The organism is Staphylococcus aureus, assembly GCF_001027105.1.
Classification (GTDB): Bacteria; Bacillota; Bacilli; order Staphylococcales; family Staphylococcaceae; genus Staphylococcus; species Staphylococcus aureus.
This window is the reverse complement of the sequence record NZ_CP011527.1, coordinates 1-20,415: the sequence shown is the minus strand read 5'-3', so window position 1 is coordinate 20,415 and position 20,415 is coordinate 1. Positions and strand designations below refer to the sequence as shown.

Annotated in this window: 19 protein-coding genes and 2 pseudogenes; 6 read left to right on the top strand and 15 right to left on the bottom strand. The window is 29.4% G+C overall.

Annotation, left to right across the window (positions count from 1 at the left end; all coding sequences use genetic code 11):
* Window positions 1-219: 219 nt before the first annotated feature.
* Complete coding sequence (locus tag AA076_RS14110) at window positions 220-1,866, top strand: IS1182-like element ISSau3 family transposase (protein WP_000277738.1); 1,647 nt, start codon at window positions 220-222, stop codon at window positions 1,864-1,866.
* Between the two features lie 66 nt (window positions 1,867-1,932).
* Here AA076_RS14110 and mco read toward each other — a convergent pair whose 3' ends face one another.
* A complete protein-coding gene (gene mco, locus AA076_RS14105; RefSeq protein ID WP_000277154.1) occupies window positions 1,933-3,366 on the bottom strand; it encodes a multi-copper oxidase Mco in 1,434 nt (477 codons plus the stop codon).
* 14 nt (window positions 3,367-3,380) lie between these two features.
* A complete protein-coding gene (gene copB, locus AA076_RS14100) occupies window positions 3,381-5,426 on the bottom strand; it encodes a copper-translocating P-type ATPase CopB (RefSeq protein WP_000069452.1) in 2,046 nt (681 codons plus the stop codon).
* Window positions 5,427-5,692: 266 nt separating this feature from the next.
* Between copB and AA076_RS14090 the strand changes: the two genes are divergently transcribed.
* On the top strand, window positions 5,693-6,268 hold the full coding sequence (locus tag AA076_RS14090; RefSeq protein ID WP_000690626.1) for a recombinase family protein: 576 nt from the start codon (window positions 5,693-5,695) through the stop codon (window positions 6,266-6,268).
* Window positions 6,269-6,602: 334 nt separating this feature from the next.
* Here the strand turns inward: AA076_RS14090 and AA076_RS14085 are convergent, their stop codons facing one another.
* A complete protein-coding gene (locus AA076_RS14085) occupies window positions 6,603-7,598 on the bottom strand; it encodes a YeiH family protein (RefSeq protein WP_000838599.1) in 996 nt (331 codons plus the stop codon).
* A gap of 124 nt (window positions 7,599-7,722) precedes the next feature.
* Between AA076_RS14085 and AA076_RS14080 the strand changes: the two genes are divergently transcribed.
* Entirely contained in the window at window positions 7,723-8,544 is an 822-nt protein-coding gene (locus AA076_RS14080; RefSeq protein WP_000377738.1) for a LysR family transcriptional regulator, read from the top strand.
* A 301-nt stretch (window positions 8,545-8,845) separates the two neighbouring features.
* Here AA076_RS14080 and AA076_RS16015 read toward each other — a convergent pair whose 3' ends face one another.
* On the bottom strand, window positions 8,846-8,938 hold the full coding sequence (locus tag AA076_RS16015) for a type I toxin-antitoxin system Fst family toxin (RefSeq protein ID WP_001791613.1): 93 nt from the start codon (window positions 8,936-8,938) through the stop codon (window positions 8,846-8,848).
* A 228-nt stretch (window positions 8,939-9,166) separates the two neighbouring features.
* Here AA076_RS16015 and AA076_RS14075 point away from each other — a divergent pair, with 228 nt between their 5' ends.
* Complete coding sequence (locus AA076_RS14075; protein WP_000397995.1) at window positions 9,167-9,490, top strand: VOC family protein; 324 nt, start codon at window positions 9,167-9,169, stop codon at window positions 9,488-9,490.
* 181 nt (window positions 9,491-9,671) lie between these two features.
* Here the strand turns inward: AA076_RS14075 and AA076_RS16055 are convergent, their stop codons facing one another.
* From AA076_RS16055 to AA076_RS14065, 3 genes and pseudogenes are all read right to left on the bottom strand, one after another.
* On the bottom strand, window positions 9,672-9,845 hold the full coding sequence (locus AA076_RS16055; RefSeq protein ID WP_000713115.1) for a hypothetical protein: 174 nt from the start codon (window positions 9,843-9,845) through the stop codon (window positions 9,672-9,674).
* A gap of 553 nt (window positions 9,846-10,398) precedes the next feature.
* Window positions 10,399-10,687: pseudogene (locus tag AA076_RS15860) on the bottom strand (protein rep); the annotation flags it as partial.
* Between the two features lie 19 nt (window positions 10,688-10,706).
* Window positions 10,707-11,681: a replication initiator protein A gene (locus AA076_RS14065; RefSeq protein ID WP_001181099.1), complete on the bottom strand. Its 975-nt coding sequence runs from the start codon at window positions 11,679-11,681 to the stop codon at window positions 10,707-10,709.
* A 425-nt stretch (window positions 11,682-12,106) separates the two neighbouring features.
* Between AA076_RS14065 and AA076_RS14060 the strand changes: the two genes are divergently transcribed.
* On the top strand, window positions 12,107-12,850 hold the full coding sequence (locus tag AA076_RS14060) for a DUF536 domain-containing protein (protein WP_000843733.1): 744 nt from the start codon (window positions 12,107-12,109) through the stop codon (window positions 12,848-12,850).
* A 549-nt stretch (window positions 12,851-13,399) separates the two neighbouring features.
* Entirely contained in the window at window positions 13,400-13,495 is a 96-nt protein-coding gene (locus AA076_RS16010) for a type I toxin-antitoxin system Fst family toxin (RefSeq protein WP_001002795.1), read from the top strand.
* 214 nt (window positions 13,496-13,709) lie between these two features.
* Here AA076_RS16010 and AA076_RS14055 read toward each other — a convergent pair whose 3' ends face one another.
* The 8 genes and pseudogenes from AA076_RS14055 to AA076_RS14010 form a co-directional block, all read right to left on the bottom strand.
* Window positions 13,710-14,051 (bottom strand): helix-turn-helix transcriptional regulator, encoded by a 342-nt coding sequence (locus tag AA076_RS14055; protein ID WP_000761344.1) that lies wholly within the window; start codon window positions 14,049-14,051, stop codon window positions 13,710-13,712.
* 86 nt (window positions 14,052-14,137) lie between these two features.
* On the bottom strand, window positions 14,138-14,998 hold the full coding sequence (locus AA076_RS14050; protein ID WP_000145511.1) for a replication initiation protein: 861 nt from the start codon (window positions 14,996-14,998) through the stop codon (window positions 14,138-14,140).
* A gap of 364 nt (window positions 14,999-15,362) precedes the next feature.
* Window positions 15,363-15,863 (bottom strand): hypothetical protein, encoded by a 501-nt coding sequence (locus AA076_RS14040; protein WP_000273007.1) that lies wholly within the window; start codon window positions 15,861-15,863, stop codon window positions 15,363-15,365.
* A 66-nt stretch (window positions 15,864-15,929) separates the two neighbouring features.
* A pseudogene (gene mobV / locus AA076_RS16180) lies at window positions 15,930-16,573 on the bottom strand (MobV family relaxase).
* Window positions 16,574-16,810: 237 nt separating this feature from the next.
* Window positions 16,811-17,437: an ABC transporter ATP-binding protein gene (locus AA076_RS14025; RefSeq protein WP_000593106.1), complete on the bottom strand. Its 627-nt coding sequence runs from the start codon at window positions 17,435-17,437 to the stop codon at window positions 16,811-16,813.
* 11 nt (window positions 17,438-17,448) lie between these two features.
* Window positions 17,449-17,760: a YxeA family protein gene (locus AA076_RS14020; RefSeq protein ID WP_000831610.1), complete on the bottom strand. Its 312-nt coding sequence runs from the start codon at window positions 17,758-17,760 to the stop codon at window positions 17,449-17,451.
* Between the two features lie 3 nt (window positions 17,761-17,763).
* Window positions 17,764-19,698 carry a bacteriocin-associated integral membrane family protein gene (locus AA076_RS14015; RefSeq protein WP_000713732.1) on the bottom strand — a complete coding sequence of 645 codons (1,935 nt, stop codon included), beginning with the start codon at window positions 19,696-19,698 and terminating at the stop codon, window positions 17,764-17,766.
* 74 nt (window positions 19,699-19,772) lie between these two features.
* Entirely contained in the window at window positions 19,773-20,066 is a 294-nt protein-coding gene (locus AA076_RS14010) for a lactococcin 972 family bacteriocin (protein ID WP_000726502.1), read from the bottom strand.
* Window positions 20,067-20,415: the final 349 nt, after the last annotated feature.

Genomic DNA, 20,415 nt, shown 5'->3' with positions numbered 1-20,415 from the left:
TGGCACATTACTGTAAAATTCTATAAATAGAATTTTTGATGACGGATCCCTTCCTAGGGTGCCGTCTCAGCCTTGGTCTTCGACTGGCACTGCTCCCTCAGGAGTCTCGCCATTAATACTACGTATTAACATGTAATTTTACTTTGAAATACTTTAAAAAAATAAGACACTTTCGTATAATTTAATAAATACCACTAAACTAAATTAACGAGGTGCCTTATGTATAAAAATTATAACATGACCCAACTTACACTACCAATAGAAACTTCTGTTAGAATTCCTCAAAATGATATTTCACGATATGTTAATGAAATTGTTGAAACGATACCTGATAGCGAATTCGATGAATTCAGACATCATCGTGGCGCAACATCCTATCATCCAAAAATGATGTTAAAAATTATCTTATATGCATACACTCAATCTGTATTTTCTGGTCGTAGAATAGAGAAATTACTTCATGACAGTATTCGAATGATGTGGTTAGCTCAAAATCAAACACCTTCTTATAAAACTATTAATCGTTTTAGAGTAAATCCTAATACTGATGCATTAATTGAATCTTTATTTATTCAGTTTCATAGTCAATGTTTAAAGCAAAATCTTATTGATGATAATTCAATTTTTATTGATGGTACAAAAGTAGAAGCTAATGCCAATAGGTATACATTTGTGTGGAAGAAAAGTATTCAAAATCACGAATCGAAATTGAACGAAAATTCAAAAGCATTATATCGTGACTTAGTTGAAGAAAAAATAATACCAGAGATAAAAGAAGATGGAGATAGCGATTTAACAATAGAAGAAATAGATTTAATTGGTAGTCATTTAGATAAAGAAATCGAAGATTTAAATCATTCTATTCAGAATGAAGATTGTACTCAAATTAGAAAACAGACCCGTAAAAAAAGAACTGAGATTAAGAAGTTCAAAAAGAAATTTGATGATTATTCCGAAAGAAAAAGTAAATATGAAGAACAAAAATCGATTCTTAAAGATAGAAATAGCTTTTCTAAAACTGATCATGATGCAACTTTTATGAGAATGAAGGAAGACCATATGAAAAATGGCCAACTTAAGCCAGGATACAATTTACAAATAGCGACAAATTCTCAATTTGTTTTATCCTATGACCTATTTCAAAACCCGACAGATACTAGAACTTTAATTCCATTTTTAACAATGATTCAAAATACCTTCGGTTATTTACCGGAGTATATTGTAGCTGATGCAGGTTATGGTAGTGAGCAAAACTATATGGCTATTATAGATGATTTTAATAAAACGCCACTTATTACGTATGGTATGTTTATTAAAGATAAAACGAGAAAGTTTAAAAGTGACATTTTTAACACTCAAAACTGGAAATATGACGAACTTAATGATGAATTTATATGTCCTAATAACAAAAGAATAGGTTTTAAAAGATATGCAAACCGTAATGATAGATATGGTTTTAAACGTGACTTCAAACTATATGAATGCGATGACTGTTCAGCATGTTCTTTGAGGCAACAATGCATGAAGCCAAATTCGAAATCCAATAAGAAAATCATGAAGAATTATAATTGGGAATACTTTAAAGCCCAAATTAATCAAAAGCTTTCTGAACCAGAAACGAAAAAAATCTATAGTCAAAGAAAAATTGATGTAGAGTCTGTTTTTGGATTTATGAAGGCTATTTTGGGTTTCACTCGAATGTCAGTTCGAGGAATAAATAAAGTTAAACGAGAGCTAGGTTTTGTATTAATGGCACTTAATATAAGGAAAATAGCAGCTCAACGAGCTGTACATTATAAAATAAATATCAAAAAAGCTGATTTCCATCAAATAATTAATAGAAATCAGCTTTTTTACATTGCCTAAGAACTTAATGTCCCAGCCTCATCCCTAAAATATTTGGAGATGATAAAATGATCGCGACGATATAAATTATTTTGTTACTTTTATTTGTCCCATCATTCCATTATCTTCATGCTCAAGTATGTGACAATGGAACATGTATGTCCCAGTATTTTTAAAAACCACTTCTATTTTGGCTTTTTGTCCAGGTTCCAGAGATATAACGTCTTTTTTGCCTCTCATATCTTCTGAAGGTTTCTTCCCATCCACTGATAAAACTTTAAATTGCGTTCCGTGGATATGGAACGGGTGCTTCATACCACTCATTTTATCTTTGACGTTTTCAATTTCCCAAGTTTCTTTACGGTTTACCTTTTGTGTGAAATCTATTCTGTTAGGATCGAATTTTTTGCCATTAATAGTAACATTATCGTCCATACCTTCTAATTTGATTTTTTTATCTACTTTTGGAGTAGTGTCTTTGTTAGTACTTTTTTCTTTGTTAATAATTGGTAAAATTACTGTTTCATCATTATCAACAAGATTGACTTTTTCTTCTTTCATTTTAGATAAATCTATTACTATTTCTTTTCTTGCTGAAGGAGCTAAATTAATTTCTTTTAACTTTTTAGTCTTTTCTAAATGGCCGCCTTCTGAAGCAATATATTCAAAACTTTGATTATTACTTAGCTTAAGATTTAAATCCCGAGCATTGGAGCCATTTAAAAGTCTCAAACGTATTTTTCCTTCTTTTGTTGTTAATTTAGGATCTACTTTCCCATTCACAAGGACTGTATCACCTTGAGTACCATCTTCATCTTTCGTTTTTGTATAATTTAATTTTTTAGATACAAATGTTTTATCTTGGATTATTATAGGCAAATCATTTTTCCCATAATTGCTAGGATAATTATTCTTTTTGTCATCCTCTATATATAATAACCCTGATAAACCATTATAAACTTGTTTAGCTGTATTTGGGGAGGGGTGGGGATGATACCATAATGTAGCAGCCTCTTGTTTAACCTCAAATTTTATTGTTTTTTCTTTTCCTGGTTTTATAACTTGAGAAGGGCCTCCATCCACTTTTCCATCTATTTCTAACCCATGCCAATGAAATGTTGTATTTTCATCTAAGTTGTTGACTAACTTAATTTTAACCTTATCTCCTTTTTTTAATTTTAAAGTTGGCCCAAGTAAATTTCCATTGTATCCTAAAGTGTTAGAGAAATTACCTTTGTAAAATTCTGTCTTTCCTTTCTGCGCTTTTAATGTATAACTTTTATAACCATTGTTATCTTTTTTAGGATCTAAAACTTTGGGAAATGTTATTTCATTTTTTCCTTGTGAAGAATTCAAATTTTTTCTTTCGTCATGACTTTTCATATCCATCATATCATTTCGCTTTTGATCATTTTCTTTCATGTCCATCATGTTGTGCTTACCTTCTGCAAAAGTATCATTAGGAACCATAAACATTATAGAAAATAACGTAATTAAAATTGTGAACATTTTTTTATACATTATATTTACCTCTTTTATTTTAATTTTAATGTAAATGCATTAATTGCTACGATGATCGTACTTAAAGACATAAGTATTGCACCCACAGCAGGTGATAATATTAAACCAATAGAAGCTAATATACCAGCTGCAAGAGGAACTGCAATCACGTTATATCCTGCGCCCCACCATAAATTTTGAACCATTTTTTTCATCGTATTTTTTGAAAGGGACAAAAAATTGATAATATCAGAAGGATTACTTTTAACGAGTATGACATCCCCCGATTCAATAGCTACATCTGTCCCTGCGCCAATTGCCATACCAATATCTGCTCTAATAAGGCTTGGCGCATCATTGATACCATCACCAACCATCATGATTTTGCTACCATTGCTTTGATAATCTTGGATAATACTTTCTTTATCTTCGGGCATCAATTGCGCGTGGACATCACTAATACCTAATTCTTCAGCCACTGTTTGTGCCACTTCTTTATTATCGCCTGTAAGCATGACTGGCGTAATGTTTCTCGATAATAAATCCGAAACCATTTGTTTTGAACTTTCTTTAATTTTATCGCCTTGTGCGATAATACCAATAACTTGTCGGTCATGAATTAGATAACTAATAGAATTCCCTTGTTGAGCGAGATTCGTAAATTGTTCTTTATTATAATCAAAATTGCTTTTATCGAGATAAGAAACATTCACTATTTTGAGTTTTTTATTATCAACTGTGCCTTCTAAGCCTACACCTGGAATATTATTAACTTCTTGAGGAGTAGCATATGAAATATTTTTGCCTTTAGCAAAATCAACAATACCAGTGGCAAGTGGATGATTAGAATTACTTTCTAATGAAGCAAATAGACTCAATATTTCTTCATTATTTAACTCGTCTGTAAAACTTTCATAGTGATTCACTGAAAAGTTACCTTCAGTTAGTGTCCCAGTTTTATCCATCATGATGTAATCAATGTGTTGTGCGATTTCTACAGATTCTCTGTTTTTAATGATTAAACCATTATGTGCGCCTATAGAGGTAGAACGTGCTGTAACTAAAGGTATTGCCAAGCCTAATGCATGTGGACAAGCAATGACTAATACGGTTACTAGCCGTTCAAGTGCGAAATCGACGTTGTTTTGAATAAGCATCCATACGATAAATGAAATCAGGCCAATACTTACTGCAAAGTAAAACAAATAACCTGCGACTTTATCAGAGAGGAGTTCAGCTTTTGACTTATCGTTTTGAGCTTGGTTAACAAGACCCATAACTTGAGATAGGTAGCCATTTTCACCCGTAGCAGTCACTTTAACTTGTACTGTACCTGAACCATTAATTGAACCTCCAATAACATCATCATTATGAGTTTTATGAACTTTTTTTGATTCGCCAGTAACTAATGATTCGTCAATTGATGTTTCTCCTCGAACAATGATTCCGTCTGTGGGTATACTTTCGCCTGCTCTGACTTCCACAATATCGTCAATATGAATATCTGATATTTTAACTTCTTCTCGTTGATTGTTATCAATCAGCTTCACTGCAGTATTAGGTAAAAGTTCTGCCATTTTCTTCAGTGCATTGCCTGCATTACCTACTGCGTTCATTTCAATCCAATGACCTAATAACATGATTAAAATTAAAGTCGCTAATTCCCAGAAAAAGTCCATTGTATGTGTGGATGAACCACTGAAGTTATTCATATAAAAGGCGTATAAACTATAAATATAAGCTACTGAAATACCTAGAGCAACAAGCGTCATCATTCCAGGTTTTTTAGTTGAAATTTCATCTTTAGCCCCTGATAAAAATGGCTTTCCTCCGTAAAAGAATAAAATTGTAGCAAGAATTAATACAATCCAATCTGACCCTGTAAATGAAATTTGAAACGGTAATTTAACTCCCATCATGGGCGATAAAATAATAATCGGTATCGCAAAAATCAAAGAAATAAAGAATTTACTTTTAAAATTTCCATGATGGTGATGTTCATGATTACCATGACTAGTGTGATTTTCATGTTCTTGATGACTATGATGCTCATGATTTTGGTGTTTTTTGTTATTCGACAAAATTAAACCTCCTAATTTTATATTTTTAAAGATAGTAATAAGACAATTTGAGTGTAACATATACGGGATAGGGGTATATACCATTTGACTTTTTTATTTTGTAGTGTACAGAAAATAACCATTTTCTGTACACTCTTTTTTTATATCGAAATAAGTGAGGATTACATTTATTTTTATGTTCAGAAACCCAATAAAAAATCTATGTTCATAAAAGTACCCGTATTTAAGTTATGGTACACTAATGATGGATATAGGAGGTTTGTATTTTGAAAATAGGTTATGCAAGAGTTTCAACAGGATTACAAAATTTAAATTTACAAGAAGATCGATTAAATGCATATGGTTGTGAAAAGATATTTAACGATCATATGAGTGGTTCAAAAAGTAAAAGACCTGGTTTAGATAAAGCAATTGAATTTGCAAGGTCTGGAGATACTATTGTTGTTTGGAGATTAGATAGACTAGGACGTAATATGGAGGATTTAATTACATTAGTTAATGAGCTTAATGAACGAGGTGTAAGTTTCCATAGTTTAGAAGAAAATATAACGATGGATAAATCAAGTTCTACCGGACAATTATTATTTCATTTATTCGCAGCATTTGCAGAATTTGAACGTAATTTAATTTTAGAACGTTCTTCAGCTGGTAGAATTGCAGCACGTGCTAGAGGACGGTATGGTGGAAGACCCGAAAAATTAAACAAACAAGATTTAAAATTGCTCAAAACACTTTATGATAATGGTACGCCAATTAAGACAATTGCTGAACAATGGCAAGTTTCACGTACAACAATTTATCGTTATCTCAATAAATTAGAAGATGAAAAGAGTGATAAGTAAATACAACTTAACTTTCAACAATAATAAAAGTTAAAAAATACACACTAATCATACGTTTAAGCTATTATAAATTCAACAACTTCATTTGTATGATTAGAATGTACCCTAAATTATATTGTTCCATAGTTAATAGAAATATTGAAATTTACTATAATTAAACTGTCAAGGTAAGTCGGAATATGCATTGTAAAGCTTGATATGTCAGTAATAATAAAGAAGAATAGGCCTAGTAAGAAAAAGGCTGATCTTTTTTTGACCGTAGTAATATGGAATGCCTTCAATGTGTTGTGTTTGTTTGTGAGAATCTATATCAATTTTTTAATATACTTATAGTCTAACTATAAAAGTACTTAGCAACAATAAATGTCACAGTTGATAAACAAATAGATACAATAATGACAGCTATTAATGGTTTGAAAGCACGATCTTTTAAGTCTTTAAATGAAACATTTAACCCTAATGCAACCATTGCCATCAATAAGCATATAGTAGTGATATTATCTATAATTTGCATAACCATGTGTGGCAAGGATACATAAGTATGGAATAATGCCATCATGACAAAACCAAGTAAAAAGTAAGGTACATCAATACGCTTTTTTTCATTCTCACTATGCGATTTTTTTCTCATAATTAAAATTAAAATAATACTCAGAGGTATTAATAAAAACACACGTCCCAGTTTTCCTAACAGTCCCATACTCAAAGCCTCTTGGCCTGAGAAGTCTGAAGCAAGAATTACATGTGCAATTTCATGTAAACTTGTACCTGACCAGACCCCAAATACTTCAGGAGATATTGTAAAAATAGAATATATTACAGTATATGCAAGCGAAAATATAGTGCCAATAAGTGCGACAATACCAATACTAATCGCAGAATCTTTTTCTCTAGATTTTAATATTGGAGATACTGCTGCAATAGCTGCCGCGCCACACACCCCAGTGCCAATACCTAATAATAGGATGAGGTTTTTATCTCCTTTAATATATTTATTTAGTAACAACATTAATCCGATACTAAAAAGGATGACTCCAATATCGATTAATACCAAATCGCTACCTTTTCCAATTACATCATAAATATTTAACTTTAATCCATATAATATAATAGCTAATTTCAGTAACCGTTTAGACGAAAATGCGATTCCTGAACGATATGCTTCAGGGTAACCCTTAAAATGTCTATATAGAATCGCAATCAGTATAGCAATTGTTAAAGCACCTATCTTATCTAAAAATGGTAACTTTGAGCCTAATAAACTTATAACTGCGATGATAAATGTGAATAATAAACCATAAATAAAGGCTTTGCTTTTTAAGGACTTCACTTTTTAACTCCTCCTTTATCAAAAGCTTAGCATCGCATAGTTATAACGTAAAATAAATATTAAGTATATTACTCATAACATTTTTGTTATAATAGAGGTATTCAAATGTCAGGAGACCTAGTTAATGGATTCATTAAAAGTTCTAACTGAAGTAGTTAAAACGCAAAGTTTTACTAAAGCTGCAGAAAATTTATATACTTCACAGCCATCAATAAGTCGCGATATTAAACGATTAGAACTGGAATACGATGTAAAAATTTTCGAATTTAGACATTCTAAAATGTCTTTAACAAGTGATGGGGAGAAACTATTTCAATATGCTTTACAACGTGAGCGATTAGAACAAAACTTAAGACACGATTTGAAAATGCAACCTGATATAATTTCAGGAGATTTAACGATAGGGAGTAGTTACACTTATGGCGAATATCGATTGTCACAACATCTTGCTGATTTAGCCAAAAATTATCCTGAATTATACATTCATGTGTATTTAAATAATTCTGATACAGTATTACAACATATTAAGAATAACACTATCGATTTAGGTATAATCGAAAAAGAGGTTCAAAGTAATATTATACACAGTAGACGTATTGCTCAAGATGAAATAGTATTAATTCGCAAAAAATCATCATCTTCAAATAAGTCAATATGTTTTATCAGAGAACGTGGATCAGGGACAAGAGTCTATCAGGAAAATGCGTTATCACAAATGACTTCATCCTCTTATTTAGTAGAAATTAACAACACAAATCTAATTAAAAATATGGTCCACGCTGATAAAGGCTTTTCTATTGTTTCTAAATCAACATTAACACCTTATGATTTAGAAAAGCTAGAAGTAACAAACTTAGACATCAAACGTTATTTCTATTTAGTCATACATAAGGATAAGTATATTGATACGAAGCTTAATGAAGTTATTAAAAATTTGATTTCATGAATTTTGATCTTTGTATTATTTATTCTAAATTTAATGCACGTTCTAATGACAATCTATATAAAAAAAGGATAAACTCTCAATACATAACATTCATAAATTATCCTTTAAATTATTGACAATTAGCGTCAAAATATTGAAACGATACCTTGTAACTGATACTGTACATATCACTTTGCATTTCTTTACTAACCAGTGTTATAATCTATATAACGAAAATGATTAACAATTAATGCACCAATCCCCACACTATTGCAGTAGTGTGGGGATTTTTTCGATGCTGGCTTATAAAGTCGCCTATTAATTATTTGTTGCGTTTACTAAGCCAATAAGTATAATACGCAACAGCACAGCCACTGATGACTGGTGCTATGATGTGAACGAAAATGATTAGCAAAGTAATGCACCTCCTCTCTTCGTCAATTGACGCCTGAGAGATAGGCGACTCTATTATTATACCATCTGTGAATATACAAGCATATCTACTTCCGATAAGTCGTCTTATGTTATATAACTTTGTTTTTTTATAGTATCAAGACAAGAAGAAACTCGTTTCAAAAACCACCTCTTTTTGACATTAACGTAACGTAATACATTACAATAAATAAAAAAAGAGGTGAAAACAATGGAATTTTATCAAATGCCAATGTTTAATAAAGTGCTAATGAATCATTTGAGACTAGAGAAATATCAAGACTTAATGCTAATTTCTCAAAAAGATTTTGAAGTTGGAAACTCAATATACTTAAATATCTTAGTAAAAGATATCGAAGAAAAATCACAAAACATTTCACAAAAATTTATAGTAAGCCAATTAGAAGAACAACCATGGAACGCTAAAGAAATGACAATAAAAGATCCAGATGGAAACTTAATCACACTTACTCAATCAAATATTAGCGATACTGATTTTGAAAAATTAATGAAAAAAACTTCTAAAGATTATTAGATAGCAAATCTATATTGCTTTATTCCAATTGCTTTATTGACGTTGAGCCTCGAAACCCTTAACAATCCCTAAACTTGTCGAATAGTCGGCTTAATAGCTTATGCTATGCCGACATTCGTCTTCAATTTTGGTTAAGGGTTCTTCTCAATATCAATAAATTTTCTCGGCATAAATGCGTTTCCTACTTCTTTTTCTCCTTATCCCCCTCTAATCCTAAAAAAACGAGTGTAAAAACCAATGAATAAATAAAACTTTCTAAAAAGACAAAAGAACCGTCAAATAAAATCGAATTAACAAAATTAAAACTTAAAAACACAGTTAATAAACAAACAAAAAACATAAAAAACTTTTTCATAATAGACTCCTCCAATTTTTTAACAAACTTTATCACAAGACTTACTAAAATAATGAATGCCCCTATTTTGAATTTTAAAGGGGGATTTTAAAGATTAAAAGATAAATCGCGTAGTTTTCTATCTAAAACTTATATAAGCTCTTAAAACGAAAATACGAGCCAAATAAATATATGGTAATTTCACAAACAAAAATTTCAGCAAAACCAGTGACTAATTTTTTAACACTGCCCATTTACATGCAAATTAAAAATGAGCATAAAATTCTTTAAAACTTTCCCATGTTTTTCTAAATTCCTGCAGGGCGTTTTTTATCAAAAATCGATAAATTTCAATTTTTCTCTAAAAACTCCGTAAGAGCATAAGGGAAATTTGTCCCCATCAATGAATGGGGGATCTGGCAAAGCCAGATATTTCAAGGCTTCGAAAATGTTTTTGTGTGAGGTCATAAAAAGCTGTAGTGTCACACTTTTGTGACACTACATACAGCATTTGTCACAAAAATAAGACAGCACTTTTTTACAGAAAAACAATAAAAAAAGACATCAGTTATCACTAATGTCTTAAATAATAATTTTGCTTTTCGAAATTCCAAATTGCGGTAATTGAATGTGCTTTTTTTCTTCGTCTGTCGTTTTATCTTCATCACTTGTATTAATCAAATTACCATCTTCGGCATCGTCTAAGTTTAAAATTTTATGCTTTTGTTTAAGCAATCCACCATAACTTAACATACGTTTTCGATACAAACCTTTTTCTAAATCACTTACAATTTCTTGATTTTTTCGTCGTCATCAGTTAAAAAGTCAGATGATTTAACGGAATATTTTGATGTCTCTTCGAGTGTTATAAAATCATTTGAATTATTGATTAAAGATATTATATTGTTTCATGTTTTTACGGCGCATATAAAGGGCATGTGTTTCTTCAAGTTCAGTTAGAATTGTTTGCATTAAATAAGCTTGCATTGACTTTATTGTTTCCTTTTGGCCTTTAACTCCCCTATCATGTATAGCTTTTTTAAGTCTTTTTAAAGAAGTTAATATTTCATCCTCAATGTCCTCTAACATGTAATGCATATCTTCATGCCTTGAATTAAATGATTTTTTTGCTTTAAGAATAACAGCCTTTATGATTTCTAAATCTCTATAATCATATTTTAATAAATAATTAGTTAGTTGTTCTGGGAATTCTTGCAATAGCATTTCTTTATCATCAAAATTATGTGTAAATTGATTTGAATGATTACTAATTTCATTTTTGTACTTTATATCATTCAAGTCATTCATATCATTATTCTCAGTATCATTAAAGTCAATGTCATTAAAGTCAGTATCATTAGTGTTCGATTTTCGAACTTCTGGACGTTCGATTTTCGAACTTCTGGACGTTCGATTTTCGAACTTCTGGACGTTCGATTTTCGAACTTCCTTCTCGCCGTAAGGTTCAACATCGTTTTCTTCTTTTTCTATTTTGTAAATATCACGTTCTGTGACAATAGGTTTCATTAAATATAGAATATTTGGTTTATTTAAACCACGTCGTTTTTGAATGAGTAGACCATCGTTTTCTAACCCTTTTTTTATTTTTGTTAACTTTTCTTTTTTACAATTTAAGATTTCCATTAGCTTTTCATTTGAATAAACAAAGTAAATGTTACCATCTTCATCAACCCAGTTATTTTTAATAGATAAATTTAAGCGATCACGTAAGATAGCATAGGCTATTTTCATATCATTAGTTAGATTTTTATAATTTTCACTGGTAAAGAATACTTTAGGGATTTGATAAAATCTTTCTTTGTAATTTTCTTGCACTGTAAAATATTGATTTTGCATGACAAAAAACCTCTTTCCATATTTTAGTTTGGTAAGAGGTAATAAAACGTTTTTATTTAGCTTTACATTTATTTAATGATTTAGGTGCTTGCACTAAGATATTATTCATTATATAATACAAGTATCGAAAATTATATAAATAAACAGTTTCTAAACGTTTTATTACCAAACCCCGACTATTACCAGTAGTTGGGGTTTTTGTTATATTAAGTTTATTATAGCACTTTAAATAAACTTATAAAAGGGAAAATATAGTTTTATCAAGGGTTTATAAACCCTTGATAAATATCATAAACCTTTCATAAACCCTTGATAAAAAGGTTGATGGATGTTTATTTTTATTTATTAATTACTTTATTATTAAGCATTATAAGCTTATAATATTTTATCAAGGGTTTATAAACATTTTATAAAGGGTTGATGATATGAAAAGTGTGAAAAAGTTGAGTGAAGAATTAGGGGTTAGTAAGCAAACGATTTTTAATAATATTAAGCGATTGAATATAGAGACAATAAAACAGGAAAACACTTCGTTTATTAAAGAAGATACCGATATAGAAAAAATCATTCAAAGAGTAAATGAAAATAAAAAGAAATATGGTTTTGAAAGTACTACTGAAGACAAACAAAAAAAAGGGTCGGATAATATTAATTTTGAATCGAAAAGCGATGCTCAAATAGTAGAAATCCTTAAAAATCAGATTGATACTTTAAATAATCAAATTGAAAAACAAGAAAGTCGTCATGAAACAACAATTGAATTTTACAGAAAAGAGTTGCAAGAAAGATCAAAATTGCTTGAAAATCAGCAAGTTCTGGCATTAGAGAGTAATAAAAAGATTCAAAAATTAGAAAATCAATTAGAAAAAGAAAAACACCTTAATTATCCCTTTGATACATCTACTAACACTAGACAAAACGTTGATGCACAAGAAAAAACATATACTACTAATCCTGTAAATATTAACAGAGATCAGGAAGAAACCAAAGAAACAGAGATTCAATATAAGGATATATCTGGAAGTCAAAGCGACGAAAGTACACAAGGTGAAGAAGCAAAAAGAGAAGACGTTCCAGCTAATCTAAATGACAATGATAGTGATATAGAAGAAAAGAGTGAAGAAACGGAACCTAAAAAGGGGTTTTGGAGTCGTTTGTTTGGTAGCTAAAATAATTGATTAGGCACTAAAAGTTATAAAATTTTAGTGTCTTTTATATAGTGAGAACTTCTGGTAATCATCGATTATGTTAACCAAACAAAAAGCCATAAATGCCGTCATATAGGCATTTATGGCTTTTTACTTTCATTATCTTTTATGCATCTTTTATACATCGTTGATTTGACGCGTTTTCATTCTTTTGCATTGGCAAGTATTTTGTATCTTTATTCAGTTACTATTTCTTTTCTCCAACCTAACAAACCATCTTTAACTCTAATAATATGTTTGCCACGCCAGGCACTTCTTACTTCGAAATAATACCATTCCCCGTTTTTGTTGAGGAAATAAATATCTTGATAACCTTCTTTAATGACATATTTTGTAGCTTCTTATCTTTGATCGCCAAACATTATCAATCCCACCCTTATATTTATTTATCTTTAATATATAACAACATTTATTAATATTCATGTTATTTCATGGAAGAAGAGATTTGTTATAATGTGAAGGTCGTCTATCTCTCAGACGTCAATTCGGCGTAGAGAGGAGGTGCGATTTATGAATGAAATTCTTGTTCACATCATGACAACGGCAATCAGTGGTTGTCTCGTTACGTTATTTGGTTATTGGCTCCATAAACGTGATAAAAAATAATATAGACGATTAAAGCCAATTCACCAAAAAACCCCGAACTACGGCGAATAGTTCGGGGTTTGGTGCGTTTACAAACGAAATTCTTGTTACTTTTAGTATATATTTCATATTGCCTTTTGTAAACTCTTCTATTCTTATCAATACATTTCAAGGTGTCGTAAAAATACTTTCCTTTTTCATATTGCCTGATGTGCATTAAATTTTGATTTTAAAATCAACCCATGAACGAATGAATGGCCCAAACTAAAAATCCGGCAACAGGAAAGAAAAGCCACCAAAAATCATAAAGAAAATCAACTATGGAAGGTGCCCTGTTACTCTCTCTATAATTTCCCTCTAAAATAACTTTTTTAAAACGTGCATCTCCTTTAATTAAATGCTCTAAAGAGATTCCAAATAAATCGCTCATAGCAATCAAAATATCTAAGGAAGGATAGTTTTTGGCACTTTCCCATTTAGAAACACTTTGTCTGGAAACCTTTAATATATTGGCTAATTCCTCTTGAGACCATCTTTTTAATTCTCTCTGTTCTTTTATAGCTTCAGCTAATTTCATAAAATCACTCCTTAACTCAAACTATAATTAAAATAATTGAAAAGTCACGATACTTTTAGTTAACCAACTCGCAACGAAAAGTTGCGTTATTCCCAATTCAGTTCAAGTTGTTTTAAAAAATCCTCTCGTTCTTTCTCTAATTGTGGGTCGTAATCTTTTTGAGGTTGCTTTTCATATGACCGTTCTTCTAACCATTTAGGCGTCTTTTCACGCCTCACATATTGTCTTGATTTATCTATCTTGGACATTTGAGGTTGTCGTTTGTTATGAATGCGTTTCTCAGCGTCAAATGTGAACTCTATCCATTCAATTTTACGCCCTTTTTTCGCTTTGATTTTATTGATAGTAAGATTATTAAATATAGAACCTAATTCAATAATAATAGGTTTAAAAACATTTTTGTTAATATCAGTCATACGATAAGATTTAGGTATATCTAAACGATTTTTAAAATCATCGATGTGAATTTTTAAATAGCCTGTATGTTTGTATTGTTTAAGTAATCTAAACATATTTTTAGAATATGTAGATTTAAGCCTAGTCATTTCTTTTAATTCAAATTTTGTAAAATTATTAGTAATTGAATTCAATATGTGTTTTAAATTTGAAGAAGTTGATATTTCTAGATATTGTTCTCGCTTATGGATTCTATAATGATTGAATAAAACGAATCTTTCTATTACATCATCATCTTCATATCTAATGGTTAAATTCAACATCTTTTTATACACATTATCTAAATCATTAGCAAATCTATTAATATTACGTGTTTCTGGACTATAATTACTTAATTTTTTTAATTCATCAAAAGACAAACGTAATGTATTAGTATCTTGCTCTTTTAATTTATTACACATCGCAAAAAATAAATTAATTTCAGTAGCTGTAAATCGCCTTAATGGAACTAAATTCATTTCATTTTTATATACAACTGTCTCTCCTGTCATGATACAGCCCCCCCTTTATTACGAAACTAAAGGAGTATCGTTTGAATATACACTCCCATTTGAAAACTTTTATTCACAATAAACTACTTTATTATCAATGTCAAACCATAAAAGGAGTACAACTTTTTAAAACACTCCTTTTATGTGGCAAAAACACTCCTTTAGGCATTGAAATCCCTTGTTGCTCTAGGTCTGAACAAGCCCCTAAAAAGGTTTTTAAAAAGATTTATAAAAATATATTAAAAAGTTAGAGGGGGGCTACCTATTTTTCATCCTAAAAAATAATTAACCTCAAACAAATGCATTTAAATATCTATTTTTATAATGTATAACCATCTTCTCTATCTTCTTTAAAAATGATTTCTCATTCTTGTGCTTGATATTTCTTCTTAAAGAACTGTTCATCATTGTTATCTATCGTCATTACTTCACGTATTTTAGAATTGTCTAAATGATTATCAATATGATTTATTAGCGTATGATAACGCTCTTCTTTCATCATACTTTTAATGATTTTAAAAACTTGATTGAATAACTTAAGCGTATAATTTAGTTCTTTATCTTTCTTTTCATTCTCTGACAACAAATAATTATAACGTTGTGCTAAATCATTAAATTCTTCAACCAGCTTTTCATTTTCCATATGGACACTAGTCAATTCATTAACTAAACTTTCATTTTGTTTCTCTGATTTTTTTAATGACTTCCCACTTTTAATCCATTCATAATCATCTAATATCATCTGTGCTGCTTTAATTTGTTTAGTGTATTTTTCAAAATAAGTTTTAGTAATTACAATATTGCCTGTTTCTTGCTTCTCTTTATGAAACCATCCACCTACATTTTTAGTTTTAATTTCATACATGACACTCAGAAGCTTTTTAAGCGTATCTAATGATTTTTGGTAGTTTTATATCAATTTATCATTTTCTCACTTTAAATGATCCTCTATTTGCTTCTCGCGCATATACATTTGTTTATGATATTCTGTTTTTTGTTTATAGCCGCTAACTTGATCATGTTTTTCTTTTGTAAGTTGTCTAGAAATTCCTCGTTTTAAATCATAGCCTTGCTTATTAATATACGTATTGAATCTATCTTGGAATTCGGTTAATGCTTTTTTATTACCTACAACTTCTTTCGCACTTAAACGTCCATCTTTAGTAATAGGAATTACGCCATAATGCATATGTGGTGTTATCTCATCCATATGTACTGTCGCATATAAAAGATTTTCTTTACCGTATTCTTCTTCCAAGAACGCTTTAGCATGCTTAAAAAACTATTTTGTCTCTTCTTCAGATAATTGATTAAAAACACATTATCTGATGTAATTAATCCATCAATATGTTTAATGGCATCTGTTCTAATTTTGCGTTTCCCTTTATAATTTTTTTCGATTTTCTCATCAATTTTTTTATTAAAATCAAACTTAGTATCATTGACTAAATCATAGTTTAAATATGACTTACTTAAATCAATATCTATATTTTCATAATTTTTATTTTCTCTTTGAATACCTCTTGTATTTGTTTTTGATTTCACTTTAACAACTCGAATAATTGAATAAGACATAATAAATCAACTTCCACTGCATATGATTATAACACCTAAACACAGAAAAGTTTTAACATACTAGACTTATTAAAAACCAAATAAGTCATTAAAAACGTGTGCTCTGCGAGGCTTGTTTTTTGTCATCACAAAAAAGGACTGGAAAATCCAGTCCTTAAATTAAAAAACTCAAAAGTAATGACTAATCATATTTCATATTGTTTTTTCTCTATGTATGGCTATACCTATCAATATTTCTTAACTTCTAAGCTCAGAAATATTGACTATGACATCAAATCGTTTCGCAAGCTCTAAATCATGCGTTACGACAATCATAGTTTTATTTTCATCAAGTAGCTTCAATAATAAATCAATAACTATTTTTCCATTTTTCGTATCTAGTGATCCAGTAGGTTCATCAGCTAAAATGATTTTCGGATCTTTTAATATTAATCTTGCCAATGCTACTCTTTGTTGTTCACCACCGCTTAGAGAACTAACAATTCTCTTGATATCTAAATCTAGGCCGACCTTTTTTAATACTTCTTTCTTTAAGTTCATATTATCTTTTTTATTCTTTTTGAACTTTAGGGCTAAACCTAAATTTTGACTGATTGTTTGATTTTCAAGTAAAGCAAAATTTTGAAACAAATACCCTAACGTATATCTATAAAAATCGACTTTCTTTTTTAGTAACTTATCTTCAATATATATGCTTCCTTGTGATACATCTTCGAACCCGGCGATTATGTTAAGTAAAGTAGATTTTCCAGCGCCACTTTCTCCAACTAAAGCATATGATTTTCCTTTTTCAAAATTAAAGTTACATCCGTCTAAAATGTTTTTATTACCTTTTTTTACAAAAACATTTTCAAGTTTTATCACTATCGGTCACCTCATTTTAAAAAGCTAGGAATATCTTTTGTAATGTATTCTATCGAACGCACATATTTCCCTTTATGATTTACTTTCACATATTCTTTTGTAGGATCATAACCTAAAAAATCCAATTTATAACTCTTTTTTTCTCCATTTTTAGAGTATACAGTTATATTTCTATAGTCCTGGGTATCTTTTGGAACTTTGGCATAAGATACTTTTTCTTTTAACAGTGGGTTAAAACGATCTAAATGCTCATTTCTAACCAATAACAGACTAAGTATGATGATTAATAGTACAATTGTTACAATAATTAAAGTTCTTTTCATTGTTTAAATCTCCCTCATTAAATCTTTAAAGTATTTTTCAAGATATTTAATATAAGCAATTTGAAGTAAATGTTGAATAATAGCAATAGACATTATTATGAATAGTAATATCTTTGAACCAAATAAAATATGCGTAGTGTAAGCTAACATAATAGAAAGTAAAATAGAAATTGTTAAATAACGTACATTACTGCTGAATAATGAATAACCATGAATTTTTCTTAATAATAGTTGCTTTTTATTCCAGCTAAAATATTGAATTGTTTCAAATACAGTAGCTATCAAAAGAATGAAAACGTTAATAATAATAGTAACTATTGTTATTATCATTTTTGTTTTCGTTTCATTTAATTCATTTAACACAGAATCCTTGTAATTAGTTATACCGCTAATTTCTTCTTCTAGGTGATTATCTTTAAGCAACTGTTTAAGTGTATCTAAATCTTTAAATAGATATCCACCTTGAGAAACAGCAGCTAAATAAAAATCTCCTGTTAAATCGTCAGGTGTCAACAACATTACTATTGGAGAATCTAGATATCCAAATTTCAAATTAGTTGTGCGATCAAAAGAAAAAACAGATACGTTTTTTGACAGTACTTGCACATCTACTTTTTTGTTTTGTTGCTTTTGAAAGTCAATCCATCCTTGGTGATTTTTTTGAATTTCAGATTTTTGATATTGTAACCTTGGAGGAATAAACACGTTTATTTTATCCGAATGATTGACAATCATTTTAAAATCATGATTTATATTTTTATAGAAATTCAGAAAATTGTTATTGATAAAAAAGACATTGCCATTTTCAGGAATGTAATTGTTTTTATCGGGATTGGCTATATTATTATTCTTTAAAAGCAATCCACCAAGTTGTTCGCTTTTCTTAATTAAATTGTATATATTAGTTTCTAAAATTTGTTTTTCTTCTGAATTTCTAATATTAGGAGAAATCTCTAATGTATAGTAATTATCTAACTTTTGCCAGATTTTTTCAGAGTCATATATATTCTTTAACTTCGTATAAGCATTTAAATTTTGTGCCAGTAAAAAAGATAGTATTAGCACCATGATACATTTGGTGAAGGTACCCATAAATATTGAAAACTTATATCCTTTTTTCCCTTTTAAGGTTAATGGAATACTTAACTTCAAAAGAAGACTATACGAAATCAGCCACAACAATGTAGTAATACAAGCAAAAACAAAAAGCAACACGATAAATCTACGAATAAACATTAAGAAATCCAATTCTAAATTGGCTATATGAATGATTAATATATTAGCAATAAAGAAAATAGTGGTAAGTACTAGCCAATAAATGATTTTTATATGAATATTATGAAAAATAATGCGTGTAGTTGAAAAGCCATGTAGCTTTTGAATAGCATAAAATTTCAAATTATATCCTCTGTCATATAAGAAGTACAAAAGATATAATACGCCTAAGAATATGAAAGGCACTAATAAATCATTATCTATGACTAATTCAAAAAATAATATGTTTCTATTTATGTATTCAACTTCAGATGTTAAACCAGCTTTTTTTAATTCACTCGTAAGCTCTTCTACATTGAAATGTTCACCAATAATATAATACTTTCCTTTTATCTCTCTGTTTAATAAATCTGATGGAGTTAAAAGTGATGTTTTATTACGTATAAAGTCAGAATTATTTCGTTTTGAGTTGAAAACAAAAAATTCTTTTTTATTATCAAAATCTTTAACGGATTTAATTATTTGTATATTTTGATTTTTGGCGCCTGATTCAATGACATCTAACACTTTTGATTTACTGTTAGATTTATCCCAATTAGAGATTGTTAAAATATTGGAACTTTCAGGTATAATTTCTTCATTTTCTTTGAAGAAAAATAAAAATAATAGCCCTGAAATTAATAATAAAGTACTAAAATCTAAAAATAATTTGAATTTTTTCATATTGCCTCTTTCAAGAGAATAGACAGAATTAAGTTTACTTAATTCTGTCTATTCTCCTTAATTAATATATGTAATTAGTGAAGACTATAAAATGTTTTGTTTCCACCCCAAGCCTTTGGAGCAGATGCCTTAGATTGAACACCAGGTCGAGCAACACCACTAAAAGATGAATATTTCCCTACTGCTGTTGAACCATGATTTCTTTTATTGTGACTATAATAAGACCATACGTAATGTTTTCCAATACCATGGCTCCAAACACCACCAGCTACATGTACTGTTGCAGCTTCAGCTTTATAAGTTACACCTAATAAAGTGCCGAATAAGATTGTACTAGCAATACAACTAGAAACAAATTTCTTTTTCATAAAAACACCTCCATTTAATATTCTTTATTTATTATAGCAAAAATAAATAAAATAGAGAATGAGTAAAAATAATCTAAAAGTGTTTTTTGCTCTGTTGCTTGTTTTGTTCATCTATATATAATATTAATTCTATTATCCTTAAATTAACTATCATTAAACAACGATATGACAATGTATAATAAATACAATTTCACTACCTATAATTCAACATTATGTAAACTAAAGTATTTCAAATAATTAACTGTATTAATACTCTCATCATGATTGCGTTATAAACGTTCGTTAATGAGAAAAAGAGAGGGCATATTGTATATGGCACAAATTTTGTTCTTTAAATGGCAAAACACCT